Source organism: Serratia sp. UGAL515B_01 (assembly GCF_033095805.1).
Taxonomy (GTDB): domain Bacteria; phylum Pseudomonadota; class Gammaproteobacteria; order Enterobacterales; family Enterobacteriaceae; genus Chania.
In genome coordinates this window covers 3887197-3910071 of the sequence record NZ_CP109901.1, presented here as the reverse complement: position 1 = coordinate 3910071, position 22875 = coordinate 3887197, and the positions used below count along the sequence as shown (strand labels likewise).

The following is a 22875-nucleotide window of genomic DNA, read 5'->3' as shown; positions in this document are numbered from 1 at the left end:
AATGAATAAACCTCATCCTTGAGGTTTATAATTCAGACAGAAAAAAGCGTTGCTGGAATATTCCTTAAAAAATTTATTCGCTTTAAATTCATTATCTTGACCAAGGTAAATAAAGCATTAATGGAACGCATACGCTATTGTCACGTGATCTTTAGCTGGAAGCGGATTTTTATTCTTATCCTCTCCCCCTTCTGTTGCAAGGTCACAATATTTTTGTGAATCTGCAACGCTTAGAGGTAAAGAAGGTAGAGGTTTAGTTGCATCTCCAATAGCCATTTGTACAAGACTACTACCGAGATCTAATCTGGACATCGTGCCACACATAGTTGCAGGAACGTCAAATTGAATATTAAAATACTCATCATTGTTCGTTTTATTATCAAGCGAACCAGCCGAAATTTCTATCGGATAGCCGTTGGGTGTTTTAATGATAACCTTCCCTTTATCATCCTTACCGATAAAGGACGCAGGCAAAGCTCCTGTTTTGGCAATAATAGTTGAGGTGATACCATTGAAATTAGGGGCAGAAGAGTAAGTACTGTTAATTGCAGAAAGAACACTCATTATTTCCGAGATCGTTCTTTCTGTTTTCTCATTTGTTGACGCAGATTGATAATAGGCCATAACTCCAGCTACTACCACTGCAGAAAGAGCCAATACCATCGCGGCCTCAATCAGTGATAATCCTCGTTGCCATTTTTTGCTTTTTTTCACTGCTTTTTTAGATTTAAACATAGTTATTTACCATATATTAATTAATTAGATTGATAATATAGACCAGGTTTTATATGGGTTACCTCCTTGGTGATTATTATTTATGATTACTTTTTCTGGGTTTATTCGCCTTTAATAAATTCATTCGTAAAGGTTAATGTTATCCTTATATTATAAGAGCAACCCCACTTTAATTTATATTATATAAATACCATCTGGTGCATTCTTTTTATTTTCTCACCTGTATCGGTGTAGGCATTTTACTCCTTAGATATTGGTTTTTTAATGAAAAGTGTCGTATATATCAAACTGATCCCTCGTCAATTTTCCGCCCGGTGCATCACCACATACTTTATGCGCTTCCTCAACAGAGAGTGGACGTGTTTGAATCACACCTTTATTAGCTTTATCTGCTACCCTCATTTCGATAAGGCTACTACCCAAATCTAGCCTGGCCATTGTTGAACACATACGTCTGGGAACAGGGATCTTGATATTAAAATATCCAGGGTCGCTATTCTTATCCATTTTTCCTGCTTTAATCGATACTGTTGTACCACTTGGTGTTTTAATTTCTCCATCAGAGGATATATATGATGCAGGTAAAAAACCCATTTTAGCGATAATTTCTCCCGTTATTTCTTTTAAATTAGGAGCTGATGAATAAGTACTATTAACCGCAGAGATAATACTCATCTCTTCAGAAATCGTTCTTTCCGTTTTTTCATTCGTTGAAGCTGAATTATAATAGGCCATAACGCCGGCTACAACTACGGCGGAAAATGCCAGCACCATAGCGGCTTCAAACAACGAGAGTCCGCATTGCCATTTTTTGATGGTCGACTTATTTACCGTTAATATATTTAATTAATATTAAAATTTAAGAAAGCGAACTGTTTAAAATTTATTTGTATCAGTCATTATATTAACCACTTGCGATTTAATGCAGTGTTTATCTTCTTTTACTCCCTGGAAGCCGATATTTTAATGAAATGTATACACTATCTTTACGTTATCACTTATCTTTCCTTTAGCCTTTTCAGCATCACAATATTTTTGAACGTCCTCTTCTGAATATATAGTAGGAAAGCCACCATCACTTATTTTAGCGCCAAATCTACCCATCGCCGTACACATACGCCAAGGTACAGAAAATATAATTTGAAAGAACTTTGGATTATCTTTCCCATCAATAATGCTTTCTTTAATCTGTATTTCTTCGCCATTAGGTGTTTTTATTTTCATCTTTCCATCGGGTCCACGTGTTACAAATGATGCAGGAAGGTTACACGTTCTGGCGACCATATCGGATGAGATACCCTGGAAATTGGGAGAATAAACTCTATCAATGACAGAAAGTAGGCTCATGACCTCTAAGATTGTTAATTCAGTCTTCTCGCTGGTGATACTGGTCTGGTAATAGACAACTCCGCCTACAATAACAACCGTAGAAATCAGAAGTACCATTATTACTTCGATCAACGAAAATCCTTGCTGCCACTTTTTACTTTCTAACATCATGTTGTTAATCATGCTAAAATTCCAGTGTAAAACTCACGAAAGATTATTAACTGATAGTTATTTAATATCCTTCCTATTATTCATCACTTACTCTAATTAATTATATTATCGGTCATATCCCTATCTACTATTTACCACAAGAAACTGGAATTATTTATGGCATAATATTGACTAACCATGAAAGGGCTGACCGACTACCATTTCATTAAGGATAACTGGTGCTAAATCTATATATTAATGGCGTATCTAAAGTTATACCTTTAGGTAATGCTTTTTGGGAGTAGGTATCACTTGCATGTGCGACAACCTTAATAACACCTCCGATCCCCGTCAGTGCTACTGCTTTATAAACTAATCGCGGTAACTTCGTATCATATTTCAAAGTTACGTCTCTGATTTTGCTGATCGTCTTACCTTTCGTGGTATTTTCTTCAAGATTAATTTTAAACAGCATGCCTGGTGTAATAGTCTTGTCGCCTTTTTTAAGTATAAGGTAAGCAAAACCAGAAGGATCAAGGTGTACCCCTTTACTTTTCGCGTAAGTTGCAATGTAGTCGGGATGTGATACCACTTTGTCGTCATCTGATGTTTGAAGAAAACGTTGGCTCATCCATGTATCACGCATGATGTCAACGTCGTAGATAATCTGTTTTTGAAGATCGATAATATCGAATAAAAGTTTATTCTGCTTTTCCACAAAGCTTGGAGATACATCAGCAGAAGCAGATAAGCTAGAGGTAGGGCTTACCACGGCAGAAGAGGCGACATCATGAACCGGTACCTCTGTTACGTCTGGTGTATTCACAGACCGTGTAGGATCCTGTGGAACATTTTTTGTTTCAGTCATGCCTGCTTTTAATGCCGTACCGCCAGTTTGAGATGTATCAACAGGCTTAATATTGACCGTTTTTTTATCCTCATCCAAGGTACGATAATCTTCAGTGACTTTTTTCATCAAACGTTTAATTTCTTTAGCGCTATTCAACTCAAGCGTTTTGACATCGTTTGAATTAATATCTTCAACCAGCGAACGTTCAGGCAGTGCTTGTGCTATAGAATCTGCAGCCCACAGGGAACTCATCCCGCTAACAACCATCAGTAGAACGGAAAAACTTAGAAAATGGATACGCATAATCACCCTATAAAATATATTTAAAGAAGTGAGGGAAGATAAAAGGTCTCACCTGTGCCCGTTAGTCTTTTTACAGCAATTGCACCTGGACGAATACTTTCAACACGATATTTATCAGATATTTTTTCTCCTTGATGCACAATCATAACACCAAGCCCTGATACGAAAATTTTTGCCTTTATAGGACTTTTCCCTATCTTGAATGTTGATATTAATAATGCACTTTGTGCAATTTTTTTAGGGGAAGCACCTCTAGAGCGGCCGTTTTCATCTAGAGATAATATTTCATCAGGATCAGTGACACCTAATTGCTTCATCAGCCCTTGTCTTTTAATCAGCAACTTAAGCATTTCACTCTGACGCAATATTTTTTGGTACTCATCAAGTTCATTCTGATATTTAGAGATATCAATGGACAAATCATCATTGCTATTCTTAGACAATGGTGAATCTCCTGGAGTACTGATTAGATCTACTGCACTTTTTTGTAAAGCAACAGCTGTGCCTGAAAAAGCCAGGCATATAACAATAGGTAATATCATAATTTTATTCAAAATTCCCCTCCGTTATACCTAAGTGATTGGAGATTCATCCGTTTGCCACCCTCATATATACCCAAAATAATTCGAGTTGCGTGTAGGCGCAAGTCTGAGAGTCGCCAGGAGCATAGCTCACTCTATGACGGGTGCGAATGGACAAAACTAACACCCATGCAACTTGAAGAATAAAGGGTATAACTAAATTATTTAGAGCATTTATCTTTCACTATTTGGAGTGATTTAATTAAAAGCACGCACTTTTAACTATTACCCATTGCTGCGGTTGAGGATATCAATTGTTCCAGAGAGAAAATACCGCTGACAATCCACATAAAGGTCAAGCCCATAAATACAATAGCGATGTTCTTTATGATTTCCATTTGTAATTTTATTTTTTCTACCGAAAGCTCTAACCATTGATGCCCCAACTCATGGAGCATCTCCTCAAAACCATCCAGTGCAGCATAGGTTTTTAATTCAGTAACCATTTCAAAACTTGGGAAGTCATATTTTGTTCCTTCAAGGGCATCACCAATATTTCTGGCCCCCCCTAACATCATACGCCGAGTAGCAATCAACTTTTCCTTATACCAAGGCGATGCTCGTCTGCTCATAATCAGTAACGCTTCAGGTGAGGGAACTCCCGCCTGAATCAGTGCACATAGTGAAATCATAAATTCACAACCTACCTTTGTACGATATAAAGACCAGATAGGGAGTTTTTCAAATCGTTTACGAATACGTCCTGTCCAACGTGGCAGTGAAAAAATTATCAATGAAAAAAAAACAATGATGCCTAATATACTGTAGACCAGGTCAGACTGAATAAAGTCTGATAAGTGCTTCATCAATATCCCTGTTTCATTCCATTTATCAACAGGTAATATTTCTTCAAAAGCAGGCACCACTTGAGTTCCGAAAATATATAAGTAAAAAAATGTACTACTGACTAACACTAAAGGATAAAGTAGTCCAAACAAAGCTTTCATGATTAGTTTTTTAGATTTATTTATATAGATGACATTCTCAAAAGCTTTATCCAATGCACCAGACATCTCACCCGCGTGAATGACAGCAACTTCATCCATTTCAGCCCAACCTATTAAAGACTGACTTAGTGTGCCGCCATTACGAATAGAGGTTAACCAACTATTGATCGCAATAGCCTGAGGCGTTTTGATCTTTTTACCGTTTTGTGTAATATGGGTATATAAAGTATCAAGTGCTTTGGTTAATGGAACTCCATTACTAATGAATCGTGATAGTCGACTATAAATTTTCATTCTTTGGGATGTCGTAAACTGAATTTTCCAAAAGTACTTCTCTATTTTTGACAAATTCATAACAACAACTCCATAAGCTTTTTCTTTCTATCTTCAGTAATCAAAGTAAAGTCACCTATCCTCAATAGTGCATCATAAGGGCTGATGACCCCATCTGCTATTTTCAACCAAGCATGCTCATAGATTGATATCCCATTAAGGTTATTCAGCCAGTGCTCGTTCGCTTCTTGACGCTGTCCCCGACTGATTAAATCTAAAAAAGTAAAGTCTGGTACAATTATTTCTATCAACGCTGTTCGTCCATTATATCCTCCAATACAGTGACTGCATCCTGAAGCATTATGCTCGAAGGTTTCTCTCGCGATAAAGTTAAAACAAGATAGTATCGTACTACTAGAAAACCCGTATCTCACTAAGCCGTCATCTATCATAGGCACTTTACAATGAGGACAGAGTCTTTTAACTAATCGCTGTGAAATTACCCCAGTCATTAAATTGGGATCGGTGAGTTTGTAGGCTTCTACACGCTGGTCTTTCAATCTATCAAAAACACCGATAGCGCTGTTCGCATGAATCGATGTCCATACTTGGTGGCCTGTCATTGCTGCCGTAAAGACAAGATTGATGACTGACGCATCCCGTGCTTCACCGGGCATGATGATATCGGGATCTGAGCGCAGGGCAGAAACAATCGCTTTACTATATGCATTCTCCCTTTCTTCCTCACTTTCTGCATTAGTGACTGGAAGCTGAGAAGTTCCCTCGATTTGATATTCAGGAGGGTCCTCAATACTCATTATATTGACTTTTTTGTTCTTTTCCTTATAGATAGATTCGAGGATAAGTTTCAAGGTTGTCGATTTACCCGAACCCGTTGGACCCGCTACGATATTAATACCTTCTGGTTTTCTCATCAGCGAACGCAGTAATTTTATTTGCACAGGATGAAATCCCATATCGCTAAGTTCAACCTTTTTTGTAGAAAAACGTTCTGCATAAAGAAGACGGCCAATCATATAGCGTCCACCGGCAGATAATGGATTAAACTGTAACCGAACTGACTGGAGTTCATTGGGAAGATTTAAGCGTCCACTATTGGTAATTCGTGCTGCTTGATACTCATATAGCTTGTAGGTCGCATCAGCATTATCTGCTGCATTATAAAATGTAGAAAGTAATGAGTGTGCCAGAGAGGATTCAATCTGTCTTATTCTCAGCATATCACCATTTATACGGAAAATAATTTCTGCCTCATGCTGATTTATCTTTATATGAATATCGCTTGCTTTCCTTTGGGCCCCTTCTGTAAGTAAGGCTGATGCCATTTTTTCCATAGGTTGTTCATCAGAAATATCCTTTCCAGGTGCATCCTCTACACTTTCATAAAGAATTCGAATAGTTGACATATCTGCTGAATAGATATGTTCAAACTTCAATCCTTTTCTTTCGCAAATCATTAAGAAAGCACGCAATCTTGAGTTGCTAATATTTGAGCGTTCAATGACAAGAACACCATTTCCAAATATAACACATATCTTGCGCAAACTTTCACTAATTTCCATATCACGATAAGAGAAGAGTATTTCATTTGAATTAGAAAAGAGTTGGTTCAGACTGGTTTCATCCAAGTCGACTATTTTTTCAAAAGTAATCATATCCACTCCTACAATTTACCATTGAGACAATATTGAGAGCAGCCCCCGATTTTACTCATCTATTTGAGAGTTATTTTTTTGATGAATATACCACAGCATCTATTTCCCACGACTGTTCAACAGGAGAATAAGAAAGACTACGAATAACTAGACCATCTATTTTATTCAGTATAGGAATGAATTTTTGTAGTGATAACTGTGCGGAAAAATTAAATCCCATAGAGTAATATTTTTTATCATACTTCACATCCCTACTGTCACCTTCATCAATTACAGGCTTAACTAACTGTATTCCTGAAATATTTATAGGTAACGATAAATTTTGAAACGTTGAAATAAGATAGTTTTTCACATTACTTAGTGATACATTGACTTCCTTATCGTTATAGCTTTTGTAAGCAATAGGTAAAATAACCTCTGCTTTTTGAGCATCAATTTGATGGTAGTAATTGATTATTTTAAGTTTTTTCAATCCATAATTTAACCATTCTTTTGAGCCAAATACTCTTTCCAAGCTCAGATGAACCTTTTTTCCATCACAATCAATATTATCACTACTTTTCCAACCAGGTAGACTTGATAATATGTATGTATAGCGGAATATGTTTTTCCTACAACTAATTATCATGTTAATAGGTAGTGTAGAGCCTGTCCCAGGGAATATTTGATGTTTGGTTCTTATGGGGTTTTGTGCATAAACAATATTCGACTTCTCTTTCCCCCCCCATATTTTCCATAATACTGCTGCGAATAATACTATTAATGCTAATACTGATAAGAGCAGAATCACTCTCTTTTTGTAACCAATATCAGTGACTTTAACTTTTTTATCTAAAAATTCACGAATATCGACGCTATCAGCATGACTATACAAAAAATCTGGAGCATAAACTTTTTCCCATGCAAACAGATGAAAATTGCTCTCAAAAAGTATGGCAATTTCTTCTGGTCCACGGCAAACTTTATCTACCAATATCACGCCATCATCATTGGCGCCAATCAAGACCCATAATTCATTATCAACCTCCCATGCGCCAAGAAATGAACTGCCACAAGTAAGAGAGAGCATTGCAGCTAGAGCACAGCCGCCTTTTTTATGCCCTAGATGGGGATCGGCAAGGCCGAACACATGCATGCCTGTAGTGGTTTTATATTGACATATCAACTTAGTTCCAAGTTGTTGGGCATTAACCCGCATCTGTTCTTTATATAAATTTTTATCGCTTGAACCTGACCAAATTAAATTGACTAAGTACTCTTCGCCATCGATCCTTACCGAACCAACCTCTTCATTCTGGGCGACGCTTTCAACCATCACTCATTCCTCAATCCGCTAACCTTGTGAACCTCATCCAGTACGGTATACGGTTTTACTCCGTATCATTATTAATATCCAGATTAATAATGGTTGGAGTTAAGCAGATAATAATCAATTGTTTATTTATCTTAGCATTACGACCACCACCCAATGCTTTAAAGTTTGGGTCACCTTTACCTGAATCTCCACTTTCTGTATCAGAGTTTTGATAACCTGCTAGCACTAAGGTCTCATCGTTTTTCATTAAACTTTCTTGTATAAAAGCATGCTGGTTAATATTAGGAAGTTGAATACTATTTTCTCCAACTTTAACGTTGTCAAACCCATTTTGCGCCCCGGCCAATGATGAGATATTTACGCTATATTGAACTAAAACCTTTCCGTCATTAAGTACCTTGGGTAAAATATCCAACGAAAATCCAGTATTAATCGCCCCCGTTTGTGCTGAGGTTGACGATATATTGTCAGAGACTGTCGTGGTGATCTGAGACAAGTATCCTCTAGCATTAGCAACTTGTAGTGGTACAGGCTGCCCGGACATAGTTGTCACCGTCGCAGAATTAGTGACGCTGACTTTTCCCTGCGAGTCAAGCAAGTCAAGAAGGAATTTAGAGTTATTACTGGTCACTCCACTTATTGCTTGACTTGTACCGTCGCTAGGACTTAATCCAGCCATGCCTAACGTGCCCGTAATATGTCCTTTTAGTGCAGAAAATACTGCAGAGAGCGAGTAATTCCATTCTGAATTTTTATCCAACTTCAGGCTATAAACTGTAACATTTATTGTCACCTGTTTGCGTAACTGCTTATTTAGGTTTTCTATGTAATCCGCAACACGTAGCATATTAGAGGGTGTAGTTTTAACCGTAACTGAAGACATCCCTTCGGCTATATTAAATTTTCCCTCGCCCCCAATTATTACCCCTATCGACTTTTTGATATCATCCCAGATCTTTAGATCCATTTTGACACTTGACTCATGTGTGACACCAAGCCCATCGCCACCGCCGCCGCCGCCGCTGCCACCAGGAGCCGTGCCCGATAACCCCATATTGAGCTTACTTGAGGATTGGATTTTTGTGGGTAGTGTGGCAATGATAAAAGTTTTCACTTGGTATTTTGAAAAAATAATCATACCACTGTCGTATCGCCAGGTAGCATCGTAGTAGGAAGCTACCTGATTAAGAAAATCAGAAAGTTTACCTTTAAAATTAACTGGGAGTTCTTCTGATTTTTCAACAACATTCACATAGTCCTGTAACTGCTGTGAATTCTCCATTCCTTTGTCTAACTTATCATACAAAGATGAGCCACCATCAGATTCTTTCTGTACACCTTTTTTTAACTCATCATCGAGAATGACGGGTATTGAGGTTGCTGTTCTAATAAGTTTAGCGATGTCTTGCAATGACATATTTTTGCTAGAGTTTAATGAAACACCATCTGCCTCAACGTTTACAGGTAAACTTTGCCCATTGCTGATAGTAAAAGGTTTCAAGCCTATAAAAACACCTTTTTTATGAATACTGACAGTATTATAACTCTGTCGATAACTCCTATTTTTCGATTTTTCGACCAAATTACCCAACAAGTTATTATCAGATTTAATTTGTTCATTTCCTTTACGATATGTAGCTGATGTACAAGAAATGAGTAACAATGAACTTATCGATAAGGTAAATAATTTTGAGAAACGCACCATCAAACCTCAATTTTTATATACTCATTATAATTATATCTGCTGGTATTTTGAACAAATTTACCTATCTCAACCATAGAATTATCTATGCTACTGTTGATTTTTATGTTCACTATTCCGACACTGTTGGATTTTTTAGAGCACAAACAGATATATTTAATATTTAACAGAAAAAATATGTAACAAGAGAGTTTATTAATAACAGGACATCAGAAATATTAATAAAAAATTACCCTACTCAGAGAGCGTCAGGGTTTCTTATTCTTTATTTTTAACGGAATAGTCTTAAATACATATAATGATTTATCACTGTCAACATCATTGCCATTTTCATCTTCCCCCTGAATTTTAATTTCTAAGTCATATAACTCATTGATTTTAAGACCCTGTAACCAATGTTGCGGAAAGTAAAATGTATACTTGTTCTTTGCGCTGTCTGTTAGCATTTGTACTGATTGACTAAATATTTTATTATTATTTTTATTTATTGTCAGTGTTATTGTAGATTGATACATATTAACACCCGACCACAGCACTATGAGTTTATCATTATATCTTGGATTCCATATACTTTTATTTTGCTCTACTGGTTTACCATCCTCATAAGGAATTAATGACAGATCATTAATTAAAACCCCTTTTTTATCATCATGATGGTGATACTGATAACCAATTAACCCGATTTTTTTGTTATCTATTTTCCAATCGGAAAGATTAATTATGTTACGCCGAAAAAGACCAATATAAGTATTTTCATCACCTGCTTTAACGCCACCTATGATGTTCATCATTGCAGAAATTGAAGACGATGAATACTGATTTAGGCTTCCTTTAGCAGTTACAAGAATTTCATAATTAAATTTTTTACTATTGAAATCTTCAGTGTTACATTCTGGAACTCGTATATATACATTCAACTTCTGAGCCATTACTGTCGTATTATGATAATCTTTACCGATAATGTTATTTTTACGTAAAAAATCTTCATCAGGAGCAAAAATACACGTATCATCTTTAAATTTAAATTTATTTATGTTTTTTTCTCTAGATACAAAAAAATTAACGTCATTTAATATTTTTATTATTTGAGTGGATACTGTTATGTATTTTTTATAGTCTTCTACGGAAGAATAAATACTGCGTCCAAAGATGAAAAGCAGTGTTGTTAGAAAAATTGCAAGAGATGCTTCAATTAGGCTTATTCCATTATTTTTTTTCATCTTTTTAACTTAATTATAAGTAAGGGGTTCACTGCGTGTCGGCGTTCCTCATCATTCCCACCTGCTAGAAGCATGATGTGTAGCGGTATTAAGAATACCTATTTAGGCGTTCTTTAGTATAAGTGAATAACTTACACGTTTACTTTTGCTTGCAGAAGGAGTGCATTCTTTCAGAGCCATCCTTGCCTTTGTCATTCTATAAAGAGTTTGTAGTGTACAGATTTAACCCTCTGCATATAAGCTTGAGATAATCTTTTATTATGCGAGTGGTAAATACCAACGCCAGACCATATATCACCATTAGCTTCACGGATAGCACGTGATAGTATCCATGTTCCTATTTTTATATTCAGGCAGGCATTATCTTTGAGTGTGTTGTATGCAATATCGTCATTACCGTCATATAGTCTATCACTGATCAAATGCAACCATGCTTTGGTATTTATTTGCATAACGCCCAAGTCCTGAGAACTGTCTTTGTTATTACTCACGACACCAGCTCTACCGCCCTCCACCATGATGATCGACATTACAATATCTGGAGGGACGTGAGTTGCATTGCTTGCACTTAGCAAACACATTGTCAGGAAATGAGCTGTTGCACTATGCATACTACAAACCCCAAACAAATAGCAGGCCCCATCGGCACGTACATTTCACCCTTAATCCTATAGGGTATTGCATGAATAATAAAAATGACTGCAACAAGAATCAGAAATTCAGGCATAATGTCGATACCAAGCCAAGCACCTGCGCAAGTAATCAATGCTATATCTCCTCCAGCAACCACATCTTTCTTCTTGAAATATGAAATTACTGCCATCGATAAATAAGAGACAAAAAAGCCCAGCGCTGCCCCCATAACTCTCGCATTAGCGTCGCTTTGATAGTACGAAAAACATAATCCAACCCAAAATAGAGGGAGAGTCACCACGAGTGGGATCCATGTTTCATTAAAATCCATCCAGGCAATAAAGATAAGCACAATAACCAGTGTAGCAGAAACTATGCCACTTAAACCTAGCCAAGCGAAAAAGCCAACAAAAATGATACCACCTAGCAGCTCCATGAAAGGGTAAACCAGAGACACTTTATCTTTACAATAATAGCATCGTCCTCTGCAAAAAAAATATCCAAATAGTGGAATAATAAATATAAATGGAATAACTCTACCGCAGTATTCACAGCGTGAACGAGAAAAAATGTCGGTAGGATGTGGACCCGTTGTCTCTCGCCATTCCATGATGACAGGCATTCTATAAACAAGCATTCCCAAAAAACTCATCAAAATAGTGCCCAGTAAGAACGTCATGATCATTACGAAAATATACATAACTTAATCTAATGCCACTCAAATTAGTTGAATTAAATGGAATACATACTGATATACTGAGAGTAATTTACATGAATGGCTTCGTATTTTTTGTGATGGCACGGTCAGAAAAATCATGCACATACTAAAGATATAGCATTCTAAAATGCCATCTTTAACAAAAAATAACTACGTCATTTTTACTTCTCTATACTATTATTCACGCGAATAACTTTGTTTTCTTCATATACATCAATATATATTGGGGGATTAATAACCCCTATACTTTTAACTAAAGCTTCTAATGCAGAAATGAAGTTGTCATGTATATCTGCAGATGAGGATATTTTATAGTCATATTTAGAATCCCATACTAAACTCCAGCCAGTAACTTTCGACCATTTATAAAGCAGTCCTCTGAGAGAATCACCACTTTGTATATGCCAGGTATTGATTAGATCCTCACAATTCTTTAAATGGCAAGGTGACGTTTTTAAATTTTTTCCTGAGAAATTTTTTGCAATTCCAGATCCTTCTTTCTTTACACTATGCGGGGTCAGTGATGGTATAGATTTTAAGTCACTATTATTTTTCACATTTTGATTATTCGGAAATGACAAAGGCTCCTCCATTCCTTGTAAAACATTCCCAAGACTATTAGCTCTAACCATATTGTTAAAAAATAATGTTGTGAACAGTAAACACATAGTAAACTTCACTTATCACCTCTATTTTATTTCCTCGCTGAGGACGTCACCTTCAATAATATTATGCATGTAATGAGAAGCCCATCATATCTATAGCCATCACACTTTAAATTATATGTTTTGTAGCTTCACTGAGGTTTACAATCGCAAGGACTTGATTAATCCCAATGTCTCGGTTCAGTCCTCGATTTTTAATCTGTGGTCGTTCACCTTTAGTTTTTATAAGCTTTAGAAAGGTAATTGCCCTTTCGATATTCTATGATTCTGAGAAACAATATCAGAACTGAGCAATTCTAGTTTCCCTGATCGGATTTTTGACTTGATACCTGGATCATCATTCACAAAGAAAGCTTCCGCAGATACTACACGTTTTCCTGGTTGACTACCTTTTATAAGTTTTTGATGAATGACTGCTGTTAAGCCATCAGCGAGAATCGAACGTGCTAACTCCTGAGATTGCAAGCCTGCCGCCGCAATTTGCTGAATGGCTAGAATGGCACCAATTATGGAATTGCCATGTATTGTGGTCAAGACCAAATGACCATTCACAGCTGCACGTATCGCTTCTCCAGCGGCCATAGGTGATCGGATCTCCCCCATCATGATGTATCTTGGGTTGTATCTCATTGCTGCGATCATCGCACTTTCATAACCGCCAGATTGACTGGCATCAAGCTGATACCACAACCCATTGTTTTTTTCTCCATAAATACCTTGGACAGGAATTTCTGGTGGATCCTCAATACCAACAACAATATCGCCATGGGTAGAAACCAATTTAGAGACTAACGAGTATACAGAAGTTGATTTACCGCTTCCGGTTGCTCCTGCAAACACAACCAGGCCTTGCTTAACACCTAACGTACACAATGCTGTATGCAATGCGGTTACGTATCCTAAGGACTCTATACTGGGTACGGGAAATTTGGGTCGTCTTAAAAAATACCCAACACCATTTAAGGTTTTAATCCGCGTTGCGCGAAATGGTACTCCCCGTGCCTGATAAAAAAATTCATGATGTTTTTCTTGATCAAGCTCTGATTTTATTTTCTTTATTTCATGAAACAACTCTGTATTAGGTGGGATCTCGGTGATAGGGCCTTCTAACCCAGTAACGTGACGGAAAAATGCACGCTCATCAGGTAATATCATAAGATCTGAAAATTCAATATCTTCTAGTTTACTGATAAAAAAGTCGTTCATGTACAGCATATCCTCTATTATCTAATCTTAAATATAACCATCAGAATGAAGCCCCTTATCTCCATGAAGCGCAACCGATGACCGCTAGTATAGTAGGGAGAAAAATGTGCAGTGAGTTTGAAAAATTTTCTATAAAATAAATTTAGATTAGATATTAAGGTTTAAAATAAAACTTTAACCGTTTTTCCTGCACTATTAAATATACTCACATTGAAAATTAAACCCTATTTCGCCACACCAGAGTCGTTTAGTATAAAAATGGCTCCAGATTTATATGGAGTTTTATAAACTCATATTTTGAATAATGAAAATTTCATGAGATAGGATTATTACTCGTCTTAGTTGTACAACAACAGTGTTACATACCCGTAAGCCAACATTAAGTATATGAAAGTCTTGTTGTCTAATATTATTTACCATCAGCAAAAATGATATTAAAAAACTAGTGGCCATTACTGATTATCTTCGCCCCCATCAACCCGCAGAATTGTGAGAATCTTTCCGGCGCACTTTCTATTTCTGCTATTGTATGGAGTTTTTTAGCAAGTTCGTTATCATGCTTTTCGTTATTCACGACGGTGCCCCCATTCCTGCAAATAGGCAAGCACATTATTTCTTCTACTACCTGTCTGTTGATAGGCTTGATTTCGCCACCAAAACGAACAAGATAACTAAGCCCAGTCACTCGCTCAATTTTTGACGTATGGCAGACTTCTGGATCAAAAAGGATAAAAAAGTAACCAGGAAACAAACACTCGATAATTTCTCTATACTGCCCAGGCCGATCTGTACGTGACACTTTCCTATATATTTTTGGCGAAAACGTTGTAACGTTCATCATCTCCAATGACATCAGTGCTTTGAATAAATTAAGCTTCCCTCTTTTGTAGCACGCTAAATACCAATTTTTCATACTCAATTTAAACTCCACTTTCTCATCAGTGGTTATAAGTTACGTGCAATGAAGCATTTTGATATACTCAATAAGAGCAAATCTTGAACATTTTCCTCTAAGCTTATTCCAATGATTGATAATGATGGCGTTCGTTTATCAAAAACTCTACGTCATACACAGCTATCTTCGAAGAACTCTTCTTTCTATTTTAGAACAGTACTAACTATTCGATGTTCTAAATTACGTAATAATCACGAAGGCGTTTAATCATCGAATATTCAGGTACCGTAAGTCATAGATTAACTGAGAATAGTAAGGCTCGGCGTTTCTTTGCGTGTGATCTTGGCTAGGAGTGTAAAGCGTATTAAATAATGTGATTGATATATAGCGTTTATACTGTTTTGTATTTCTCGATGGCGTTATGAAAAGTTGGCGTATTCTCTCTGACTACCGATAAAGCTCCGCCCTTCCGTTTCCCTGCACCAGCCCCATGACTTTGGCCAATGCGATCGAACAGTGTTGTGTTTACGAATAAAGTCGTCATGAACAGTCATCTGAGTAAACTGTTTTAAGAAAACTTTATAAGTTACTAAGACTAAACCGCTTAATTACTACCAATAGCGCACTAAACATCAACGTCTAGCCTGTTTTGCATTTCAAGAACCGAAATACGAAAATTTTGGTTCTTGAAAAGATATATTGCCATACAGGCACGCTATCCGTGTTTAATCATTTCTATCAGCCTCTAAATACCTATTTTTTGGTATACATAGGCACTTTCCTTATTTTTACTGCTAGTCCAGGCAGCAAAACCTCTATAAATCCTTTTTACTGGTGTCTCACTCTCTATCTTTTATTTATGCATTTAAATCTAAAGCAGGAACCTTATTTAAGATAAAACAATCAGAGAAATAATGGAACTAGTAATTATCAATGGAAAAATGATAATTGATCGTTAATACCTATGTATGGTTGTTTTTATATATCACTTTATCTTATTGTTTTTCATGAGATAACTGACCTTCTCAGTAAGTATGAGAAATGTTTTATTTCAATCTAAAATAATATGTTACTATGAATTTATTTTTTTAATATTAACTATGGTTGCTTTAAGATAGCATATTTGTGAGAAAATGTAAGAATTATAAATAATATATGCACTTAGATAGTGCCATAAATTATATTTTTTGAGATTCATCTTATTTTAATCATAGGGGTAGCCCTATTCTATAGCTAGTGCTATTGAATTTACTTGTGGAAATTAAAGGTATTCAAGGCTACTTTTTAGCCTCTGTTTTCACTGCAATAAACCGGCTATACCCAAAATAATTCGAGTTGCATGTCGGCGGCAAGTCTGAGAGTCGCCAGGAGCATAGCTCACTCTGTGACGGGTGCGAACTAACGAAGCCAACACCCATGCAACTTGAAGAATGAAAGGTATATATCCTTTTATCCTCAGCTTCTTTTAAACGCCGCTTCTGCTCAGCAAATGGGATATGTTGTCGGGCTTGAACAGAGGGCCACATAGAACTTCACGGTTGTTAACTTGCAGGAACTGCTCCCGCTTTTCCTGCTAGGTATGCAGGAACACCTGATCCTACCCAGCATATATAGATAAGGTATTAAGTGAGTAAATTCGTAACCCGAGGTAACCCATGACTATTCCTTCTGAGCAGGTCGGTGGGCGAGACAAGTTTGAATTACACTATGTTAGGTAAAGTATTCAACGTGTTGATTACAGTGTAAAATCTCTGATTCTGGATGCGGGTATAGGATGGCTGTTGCATAGCCGACTGAAACGCCTCAATCACAAGACGCTGAGAGATTCAAAATCACCGATATGCACGATAGGATCATCGGCACTTTCTTTGAGCGCGAGTAGTACGTTTGATGCCACTTCAACATATTGAATACATGACCGGACACTCGCACCCTGCTGATGGGATATGCATGGGTTTCAGCCATCAGGCGTTTAACACGAACTTCTCGATCGCCCGCGCTACGCCATCTTCGGTGTTGTTGGTCGTCACAAATTGGGCAATTGCTTTCAGCTCTGGAATGGCATTACCCATCGCCACGCCCACACCGGCGTACTCGATCATCGCAATATCGTTACCCTGATCGCCTAATGCCATAATATTCTCCTGCTTGATGCCCAGGTGATCGGCCAGCATTTTAACGCCAGCACCTTTATCGACCGATTTGTGCAGAATTTCCAGGAAGTAAGGAGCGCTTTTCATCACGGTATAACGTTCCCGTACTTCCACTGGCAGGCGGGCCACCGCCCTGTCCAACAATGCCGGCTCATCAATCATCATCACCTTCGGGAATCGCATCGTGCGATCCATCTCTTCTACGCTGCGGTATTTCAGTGGGATACCGGTCATTTGTGATTCGTGAACGGTATACTTGCCGATATCTTTATTAGGTGTGTAGAGGGTATCGAAGTCAAAAGCGTGGAAATGGACACCAAACTCCCGCGCCAACTGCTCAAAATAAAGGAAATCCTCAAAACCGAGGGTTTCCTGCAAAATACAAGTACCATCTATCGCCTTCAGCACCAACGCACCATTATAGGTAATGCAGAAATCGTCATGGTCCTGAATACCCAATTGACGCAGATAGTCCTGCACCCCCACATAAGGCCGCCCGGTGGCCAATACGACATGCACGCCCTGATTGCGCGCTGCTGTAATCGCCTGTTTTACCGTGGGGGTAATCTGGTGCTGTGGATTGAGCAATGTGCCATCCATATCAATTGCAATCAGTTCAATTGCCATACGAGCTTCTCCCAGTGGTTTCCTGATGCTAATGCGTTTCAGCTTGCCATACTCTCACTAACTAGGGCAAAAAAAATCCGCGACGGTTTCCCACGCGGATTTTTAATCGCCTATTAACGCATCAGATATCGATATTTGCCGCTTTCAAGGCGTTTTCTTCGATAAAGGCACGACGGGGTTCTACCGCATCCCCCATCAGCGTAGTAAACAACTGATCCGCAGCAATAGCGTCTTTCACCGTTACACGCAACATGCGGCGCTGTTCTGGGTCCATCGTGGTTTCCCAAAGCTGTTCCGGGTTCATTTCGCCCAGACCTTTATAGCGCTGTATGGAAAGACCACGACGCGACTCTTTCACCAGCCACTCAAGTGCCTGTTCGAAACTTTCCACCGGCTGACGGCGCTCACCACGTTCGATGAAAGCGCCTTCTTCCAGCAAGCCACGCAGTTTTTCACCCAGAGTACAGATCTTACGGTATTCCCCACCATGGATGAAATCGAAGTCCAACGGATAGTCGGTGTCCACGCCGTGCGTACGAATACGCAGTATCGGCTCAAACATTTGGCGTTCACGGTTCTCAAAGATCACAAAATCATAGCTACTACCGTGCTGCTCTTTATCGTTGAGCAACTCCACCAACGACTCGATCCACTCTTTCACTTTAACTTGATCGCTCAAATCTTCTTCATTCAGAGTTGGCTGGTAGAGCAGGTTGTTCAACAAAGCACGTGGGTAACGGCGCTCCATACGGTTGAACATTTTCTGTACGCTATAATGCTCAGCCACCAGCTTTTCCAACGGTTCACCCGCCAATGGCGGTGCGACCTCATTAGGGTGCAAAGTGGCACCGTCGAGAGCGATAGAAATCTGATACTGATCCATCGCCTCATCGTCTTTAATATACTGTTCTTGCTTGCCTTTTTTCACTTTATATAACGGCGGCTGTGCGATAAACACGTGGCCGCGCTCAATGATTTCTGGCATCTGACGATAGAAGAAGGTCAACAGCAGCGTACGAATATGCGAACCGTCGACGTCGGCGTCGGTCATGATAATGATGCTGTGATAACGCAGTTTGTCCGGATTGTATTCGTCACGGCCAATGCCGCAACCCAACGCAGTGATCAGCGTTGCGACTTCCTGCGAAGAAAGCATCTTGTCAAAGCGCGCCTTCTCAACGTTAAGGATTTTACCTTTCAACGGTAAAATCGCCTGGTTCTTGCGGTTACGCCCCTGCTTAGCAGAGCCGCCCGCTGAATCCCCTTCCACCAGATACAGTTCAGACAGGGCCGGATCACGCTCCTGGCAATCCGCCAGTTTACCCGGCAGGCCAGCCAGATCCAGCGCACCTTTACGGCGAGTCATTTCACGCGCTTTACGTGCTGCTTCACGGGCACGGGCAGCATCAATGATTTTACCAACGACGATTTTCGCGTCGTTCGGGTTTTCCATCAGGTAGTCGACCAACTTTTCGTTCATCAGCGATTCAACCGCGGTTTTTACTTCTGAAGACACCAGCTTATCTTTGGTCTGTGAAGAAAACTTCGGATCCGGCACTTTCACTGAGACAACGGCAATCAGCCCTTCACGCGCATCGTCACCGGTAGCGCTGATCTTTGACTTCTTGCTGTAACCCTCTTTATCCATGTAGCTATTCAGGGTACGGGTCATCGCGGCGCGGAAACCAGCCAGGTGTGTCCCCCCATCACGCTGCGGGATGTTGTTGGTGAAACAATAGATATTTTCCTGGAAGCCATCATTCCACTGCAATGCCACTTCCACACCGATATCGTCTTTCACCGTGGAGAAATAGAACACCGTTGGGTGGATTGGGGTTTTATTCTTGTTCAGGTATTCAACAAATGCCCTGATCCCACCTTCATAATGGAAGTGGTCCTGCTTATCGTTGCGTTTGTCTTTCAGACGAATGGAAACGCCCGAGTTGAGAAATGACAATTCTCGCAGGCGCTTGGCCAGAATGTCATATTCAAATTCAATGTTGTTGGTAAAGGTCTGGTAACTGGGCCAGAAGCGCAGAGTCGTACCGGTCTGTTCGGTCTCACCGACCACTTTCAGTGGCCCTTGCGGCTCACCGTGGCTGTAGGTTTGCTCATGAACTTTACCTTCACGGCGGATCACCAACTCAAGTTTCTCTGACAGGGCGTTAACAACCGAAACGCCTACGCCGTGGAGGCCGCCGGAAACTTTATAGGAGTTGTCGTCAAATTTACCGCCAGCATGCAAAACGGTCATGATGACCTGTGCCGCAGATACCCCTTCCTCTTCGTGAATACCGGTTGGGATACCACGACCATCATCCTGCACCGAAACGGAGTTATCGGCGTGGATAGTCACCTGAATGTCGCTACAGTGGCCAGCGAGTGCTTCGTCGATAGCGTTGTCCACGACCTCGAATACCATGTGGTGCAGACCGGTGCCGTCATCAGTATCGCCGATATACATGCCTGGACGCTTACGTACCGCATCCAGCCCTTTTAATACCTTGATACTTGAGGAGTCATAAGAATTCGACATCAACGTTTCTCGCTCATTTTAGTCCTGTGGTTGAACCTCTATTTTACCCTGTTCCACGCGGAACATCTTGCCCTTTTCACCCACCATGTCGGTGACTTGTTCAGCACTCACGGCGCTGACAAAAACCTGAGCCTGGGTGGCTTTAAGGCGATCGGCTAGCAAACGGCGACGGCCGGTGTCCAGCTCGGAGGCAAAATCATCAATCAGATACAGGCAACGCCGCCCGCTCTGCCGGGTGAGAAACTCACCCTGCGCCAAGCGCAATGCGCACATCAGCAGTTTAAGCTGACCGCGCGATAACAAATCCTCTACCGGCGTGCCTTCGGCACGTATGCGGAAATCCGCTTTATGCGGACCTACTGCGGTATAGGTTAATGCCCTGTCGCGCTCAAACTGGCGCTCCAGCAGCTCTCCGTAGTCGCTCTCTTTGTCCCAGCCGCGCTGGAACGAGAAACTCAGGGCAAATTCAGGCAGAAACAGTGCACAGGTCGCGGTGATATCCGCGATAATTGCATCACTGTAAACTGCCCGCCACTCGCTGATGCGCTCGGCCAATGGGATCAGCTCTTGATCCCAGGCACGGATTTGTGCATAGCGACTGACCTGGCGCAGCGCGGCATTGCGCTGCTTCAGTAACCTTTTCAGGTTGCTCCAGGCGTTGAAAAAACCGGGTTCATTATGAAAACAACCCCAGTCCAGAAAAGCACGCCGATATTTTGGCCCGCCATTGAGCAGAGTAAAACCTTCGGGGGTAATCAACTGCATGGGCAATAGCTGGGCAAGTTCTGCCACCTTGTGCCCATCACTGCCATCAATACGTACTTTACTGTCACCCTGACGGCTTTTACTCAGTCCTACTGATAACTCGCGCTCTACGCCTTCGATCCGGCCATGCAGCACGAACTCCGGTTGATCGTGGCGTATCACCCTACCCGCCTGCAGGCTACGAAACGCTCGACCATGACCAAGCGTGTAAACTGCCTCCAGAACGCTGGTTTTCCCGCTGCCGTTAGCCCCAACCAGGAAGTTAAACCCCGGTGCAGGTAGCAGATCCGCAGCTTCGATATTGCGAAAATCTTTGATCAGTAAACGCGTTAATGCCATGCCAGTTCCATCACCAGGAAATATACGCTCAATGCAAGGGCATTATCGGCGAAGTGAGTTTACGTGCGGACAGCACGCAGCCACCGGAGCGTACACAAAGTACGTGAGGATGGCGAGCACTGCCCAAGCGTAAAATACGCCCGGCCAGAGATCACAACCGCATTGGCATGACAACATAAGCAGCCGCCTGGCTGGCACCGTCTTCGATCTGCACGCTGGATACAGAATCGGTCAGCAGCAGGCGCACTTCTTCACACTTGAGTGCGTTAAGCACATCCAGCACGTAGCTGACGTTAAAGCCAATTTCCATTTCGGTACCGTCATAGCTGACATCCAGGATCTCTTCCGCTTCTTCCTGCTCCGGGTTATTCGCGGTGATCTTAAGCTGGTTTTGGCTCACATAAAGACGTACACCACGGAACTTCTCGTTCGACAGGATTGCCGCGCGCGCAAATGCCTGCTTGAGCAGATCGCAACCGGCTTGCAGAGTTTTGTCCGGGTTTTTCGGCAATACGCGGCGATAATCAGGAAAGCGGCCATCAACCAGCTTGGAGGTAAAAATAAAATCCCCCACATGGGCACGAATATTGTTGCTGCCGATTTGCACCCGCAATGGGGTATCGCCGCCATCAAGCAAGCGCACCAGTTCCATTACACCTTTACGCGGTACAATCACTGAATGTGTTGGTAACGGCTGGCCAATCGGCATTGAGCATACCGCCAGGCGGTGACCATCGGTAGCAACCGTGCGCAATTCTTCCCCTTCGGTTTCAAACAACATACCGTTCAGATAATAACGCACATCCTGATGAGCCATCGAAAACTGGGTAGCTTCAATCAGACGCTTGAGTGTTGCCTGTGGCAAGGTAAATTCCACCTCACTCTGCCAGGCATCCAGATTCGGGAAATCGGCTGCTGGCAGCGTGGATAACGAGAAGCGGCTGCGGCCTGAACGCACCAGCATACGTTCGCTTTCAAGCGTTACTGCGATTTCGGCACCTTCTGGTAAACCACGGCAGATATCAAAAAATTTACGCGCGGGGACGGTCGTCGCGCCCGCTTCATGGGGCTGAGACAAGGCAACGCGTGCCACCATCTCCATCTCCAGATCGGTTCCTGTCAGCAACAGGGAACCCTCCGTCACCTGCAGCAGCAGGTTACCCAGAATTGGCAACGTTGGGCGACCGCCCAACGGGCTGCTCACCTGTTGCAGCGGTTTTAGCAGATGCTCACGTTCAACGATAAATTTCATATGCG

Annotated in this window: 20 protein-coding genes; all 20 read right to left on the bottom strand. The window is 40.6% G+C overall.

The features are described from left to right. Positions 1 to 117: 117 nt before the first annotated feature. The 20 genes from OK023_RS17630 to dnaN all read right to left on the bottom strand — a co-directional run bounded on the left by OK023_RS17630 (position 118) and on the right by dnaN (position 22870). Entirely contained in the window at positions 118 to 735 is a 618-nt protein-coding gene (locus tag OK023_RS17630) for a pilus assembly protein (RefSeq protein WP_317693927.1), read from the bottom strand. 261 nt (positions 736 to 996) lie between these two features. Further along, complete coding sequence (locus OK023_RS17625) at positions 997 to 1524, bottom strand: hypothetical protein (RefSeq protein ID WP_317693926.1); 528 nt, start codon at positions 1522 to 1524, stop codon at positions 997 to 999. A 174-nt stretch (positions 1525 to 1698) separates the two neighbouring features. Beyond that, positions 1699 to 2247, bottom strand: a complete 549-nt coding sequence (locus OK023_RS17620; protein ID WP_317693925.1) for a prepilin-type N-terminal cleavage/methylation domain-containing protein — start codon at positions 2245 to 2247, stop codon at positions 1699 to 1701. A 193-nt stretch (positions 2248 to 2440) separates the two neighbouring features. Next, positions 2441 to 3367, bottom strand: coding sequence for a hypothetical protein (locus tag OK023_RS17615; RefSeq protein WP_317693924.1), 927 nt, complete (start codon positions 3365 to 3367; stop codon positions 2441 to 2443). Positions 3368 to 3387: 20 nt separating this feature from the next. Continuing rightward, complete coding sequence (locus tag OK023_RS17610) at positions 3388 to 3921, bottom strand: hypothetical protein (RefSeq protein WP_317693923.1); 534 nt, start codon at positions 3919 to 3921, stop codon at positions 3388 to 3390. 245 nt (positions 3922 to 4166) lie between these two features. Continuing rightward, positions 4167 to 5249 carry a type II secretion system F family protein gene (locus OK023_RS17605; protein ID WP_317693922.1) on the bottom strand — a complete coding sequence of 361 codons (1083 nt, stop codon included), beginning with the start codon at positions 5247 to 5249 and terminating at the stop codon, positions 4167 to 4169. Continuing rightward, positions 5246 to 6844, bottom strand: a complete 1599-nt coding sequence (locus OK023_RS17600) for a GspE/PulE family protein (RefSeq protein ID WP_317693921.1) — start codon at positions 6842 to 6844, stop codon at positions 5246 to 5248. The genes OK023_RS17605 and OK023_RS17600 overlap by 4 nt, the downstream gene beginning before the upstream one ends. Positions 6845 to 6914: 70 nt before the next feature. Beyond that, positions 6915 to 8159, bottom strand: coding sequence for a type 4b pilus protein PilO2 (gene pilO2 / locus OK023_RS17595; protein ID WP_317693920.1), 1245 nt, complete (start codon positions 8157 to 8159; stop codon positions 6915 to 6917). Positions 8160 to 8214: 55 nt separating this feature from the next. After that, positions 8215 to 9864 (bottom strand): hypothetical protein, encoded by a 1650-nt coding sequence (locus OK023_RS17590; RefSeq protein WP_317693919.1) that lies wholly within the window; start codon positions 9862 to 9864, stop codon positions 8215 to 8217. A gap of 245 nt (positions 9865 to 10109) precedes the next feature. Further along, positions 10110 to 11081: a hypothetical protein gene (locus OK023_RS17585; RefSeq protein ID WP_317693918.1), complete on the bottom strand. Its 972-nt coding sequence runs from the start codon at positions 11079 to 11081 to the stop codon at positions 10110 to 10112. Between the two features lie 191 nt (positions 11082 to 11272). Beyond that, positions 11273 to 11662 (bottom strand): lytic transglycosylase domain-containing protein, encoded by a 390-nt coding sequence (locus OK023_RS17580; protein ID WP_317697801.1) that lies wholly within the window; start codon positions 11660 to 11662, stop codon positions 11273 to 11275. A gap of 2 nt (positions 11663 to 11664) precedes the next feature. Beyond that, the gene (locus OK023_RS17575) at positions 11665 to 12414 is read right to left on the bottom strand and encodes a prepilin peptidase (RefSeq protein ID WP_317693917.1); all 750 of its coding nucleotides are present in this window, start codon (positions 12412 to 12414) and stop codon (positions 11665 to 11667) included. Positions 12415 to 12593: 179 nt separating this feature from the next. Further along, positions 12594 to 13112, bottom strand: coding sequence for a toxin co-regulated pilus biosynthesis Q family protein (locus tag OK023_RS17570; protein WP_317693916.1), 519 nt, complete (start codon positions 13110 to 13112; stop codon positions 12594 to 12596). A gap of 216 nt (positions 13113 to 13328) precedes the next feature. Beyond that, positions 13329 to 14303: an ATPase, T2SS/T4P/T4SS family gene (locus tag OK023_RS17565; protein WP_317693915.1), complete on the bottom strand. Its 975-nt coding sequence runs from the start codon at positions 14301 to 14303 to the stop codon at positions 13329 to 13331. A 442-nt stretch (positions 14304 to 14745) separates the two neighbouring features. Beyond that, the gene (locus tag OK023_RS17560) at positions 14746 to 15216 is read right to left on the bottom strand and encodes a transcription termination/antitermination NusG family protein (protein WP_317697796.1); all 471 of its coding nucleotides are present in this window, start codon (positions 15214 to 15216) and stop codon (positions 14746 to 14748) included. 373 nt (positions 15217 to 15589) lie between these two features. Then, positions 15590 to 15742 carry a hypothetical protein gene (locus OK023_RS17555; RefSeq protein WP_317693914.1) on the bottom strand — a complete coding sequence of 51 codons (153 nt, stop codon included), beginning with the start codon at positions 15740 to 15742 and terminating at the stop codon, positions 15590 to 15592. 1420 nt (positions 15743 to 17162) lie between these two features. Beyond that, the gene (gene yidA / locus OK023_RS17550; RefSeq protein ID WP_317693913.1) at positions 17163 to 17978 is read right to left on the bottom strand and encodes a sugar-phosphatase; all 816 of its coding nucleotides are present in this window, start codon (positions 17976 to 17978) and stop codon (positions 17163 to 17165) included. A 121-nt stretch (positions 17979 to 18099) separates the two neighbouring features. Next, entirely contained in the window at positions 18100 to 20514 is a 2415-nt protein-coding gene (gene gyrB / locus OK023_RS17545; RefSeq protein WP_317693912.1) for a DNA topoisomerase (ATP-hydrolyzing) subunit B, read from the bottom strand. A gap of 18 nt (positions 20515 to 20532) precedes the next feature. Next, positions 20533 to 21618: a DNA replication/repair protein RecF gene (gene recF, locus OK023_RS17540; RefSeq protein ID WP_317693911.1), complete on the bottom strand. Its 1086-nt coding sequence runs from the start codon at positions 21616 to 21618 to the stop codon at positions 20533 to 20535. A 151-nt stretch (positions 21619 to 21769) separates the two neighbouring features. Beyond that, on the bottom strand, positions 21770 to 22870 hold the full coding sequence (gene dnaN, locus OK023_RS17535) for a DNA polymerase III subunit beta (protein WP_317693910.1): 1101 nt from the start codon (positions 22868 to 22870) through the stop codon (positions 21770 to 21772). Between the last annotated feature and the right edge of the window lie 5 nt (positions 22871 to 22875).

Excerpts from the sequence above, each read along its gene's own strand:
- OK023_RS17630 (WP_317693927.1), bottom strand. The coding sequence starts at position 735 with ATGTTTAAATCTAAAAAAGCAGTGAAAAAAAGCAAAAAATGGCAACGA.
- OK023_RS17620 (WP_317693925.1), bottom strand. The coding sequence starts at position 2,247 with ATGATTAACAACATGATGTTAGAAAGTAAAAAGTGGCAGCAAGGATTT.
- OK023_RS17615 (WP_317693924.1), bottom strand. The coding sequence starts at position 3,367 with ATGCGTATCCATTTTCTAAGTTTTTCCGTTCTACTGATGGTTGTTAGC.
- OK023_RS17605 (WP_317693922.1), bottom strand. The coding sequence starts at position 5,249 with ATGAATTTGTCAAAAATAGAGAAGTACTTTTGGAAAATTCAGTTTACG.
- OK023_RS17600 (WP_317693921.1), bottom strand. The coding sequence starts at position 6,844 with ATGATTACTTTTGAAAAAATAGTCGACTTGGATGAAACCAGTCTGAAC.
- pilO2 (WP_317693920.1), bottom strand. The coding sequence starts at position 8,159 with ATGGTTGAAAGCGTCGCCCAGAATGAAGAGGTTGGTTCGGTAAGGATC.
- OK023_RS17590 (WP_317693919.1), bottom strand. The coding sequence starts at position 9,864 with ATGGTGCGTTTCTCAAAATTATTTACCTTATCGATAAGTTCATTGTTA.
- OK023_RS17585 (WP_317693918.1), bottom strand. The coding sequence starts at position 11,081 with ATGAAAAAAAATAATGGAATAAGCCTAATTGAAGCATCTCTTGCAATT.
- OK023_RS17580 (WP_317697801.1), bottom strand. The coding sequence starts at position 11,662 with ATGTGTTTGCTAAGTGCAAGCAATGCAACTCACGTCCCTCCAGATATT.
- OK023_RS17575 (WP_317693917.1), bottom strand. The coding sequence starts at position 12,414 with ATGTATATTTTCGTAATGATCATGACGTTCTTACTGGGCACTATTTTG.
- OK023_RS17565 (WP_317693915.1), bottom strand. The coding sequence starts at position 14,303 with ATGAACGACTTTTTTATCAGTAAACTAGAAGATATTGAATTTTCAGAT.
- OK023_RS17560 (WP_317697796.1), bottom strand. The coding sequence starts at position 15,216 with ATGAAAAATTGGTATTTAGCGTGCTACAAAAGAGGGAAGCTTAATTTA.
- OK023_RS17555 (WP_317693914.1), bottom strand. The coding sequence starts at position 15,742 with ATGACGACTTTATTCGTAAACACAACACTGTTCGATCGCATTGGCCAA.
- yidA (WP_317693913.1), bottom strand. The coding sequence starts at position 17,978 with ATGGCAATTGAACTGATTGCAATTGATATGGATGGCACATTGCTCAAT.
- gyrB (WP_317693912.1), bottom strand. The coding sequence starts at position 20,514 with ATGTCGAATTCTTATGACTCCTCAAGTATCAAGGTATTAAAAGGGCTG.
- recF (WP_317693911.1), bottom strand. The coding sequence starts at position 21,618 with ATGGCATTAACGCGTTTACTGATCAAAGATTTTCGCAATATCGAAGCT.
- dnaN (WP_317693910.1), bottom strand. The coding sequence starts at position 22,870 with ATGAAATTTATCGTTGAACGTGAGCATCTGCTAAAACCGCTGCAACAG.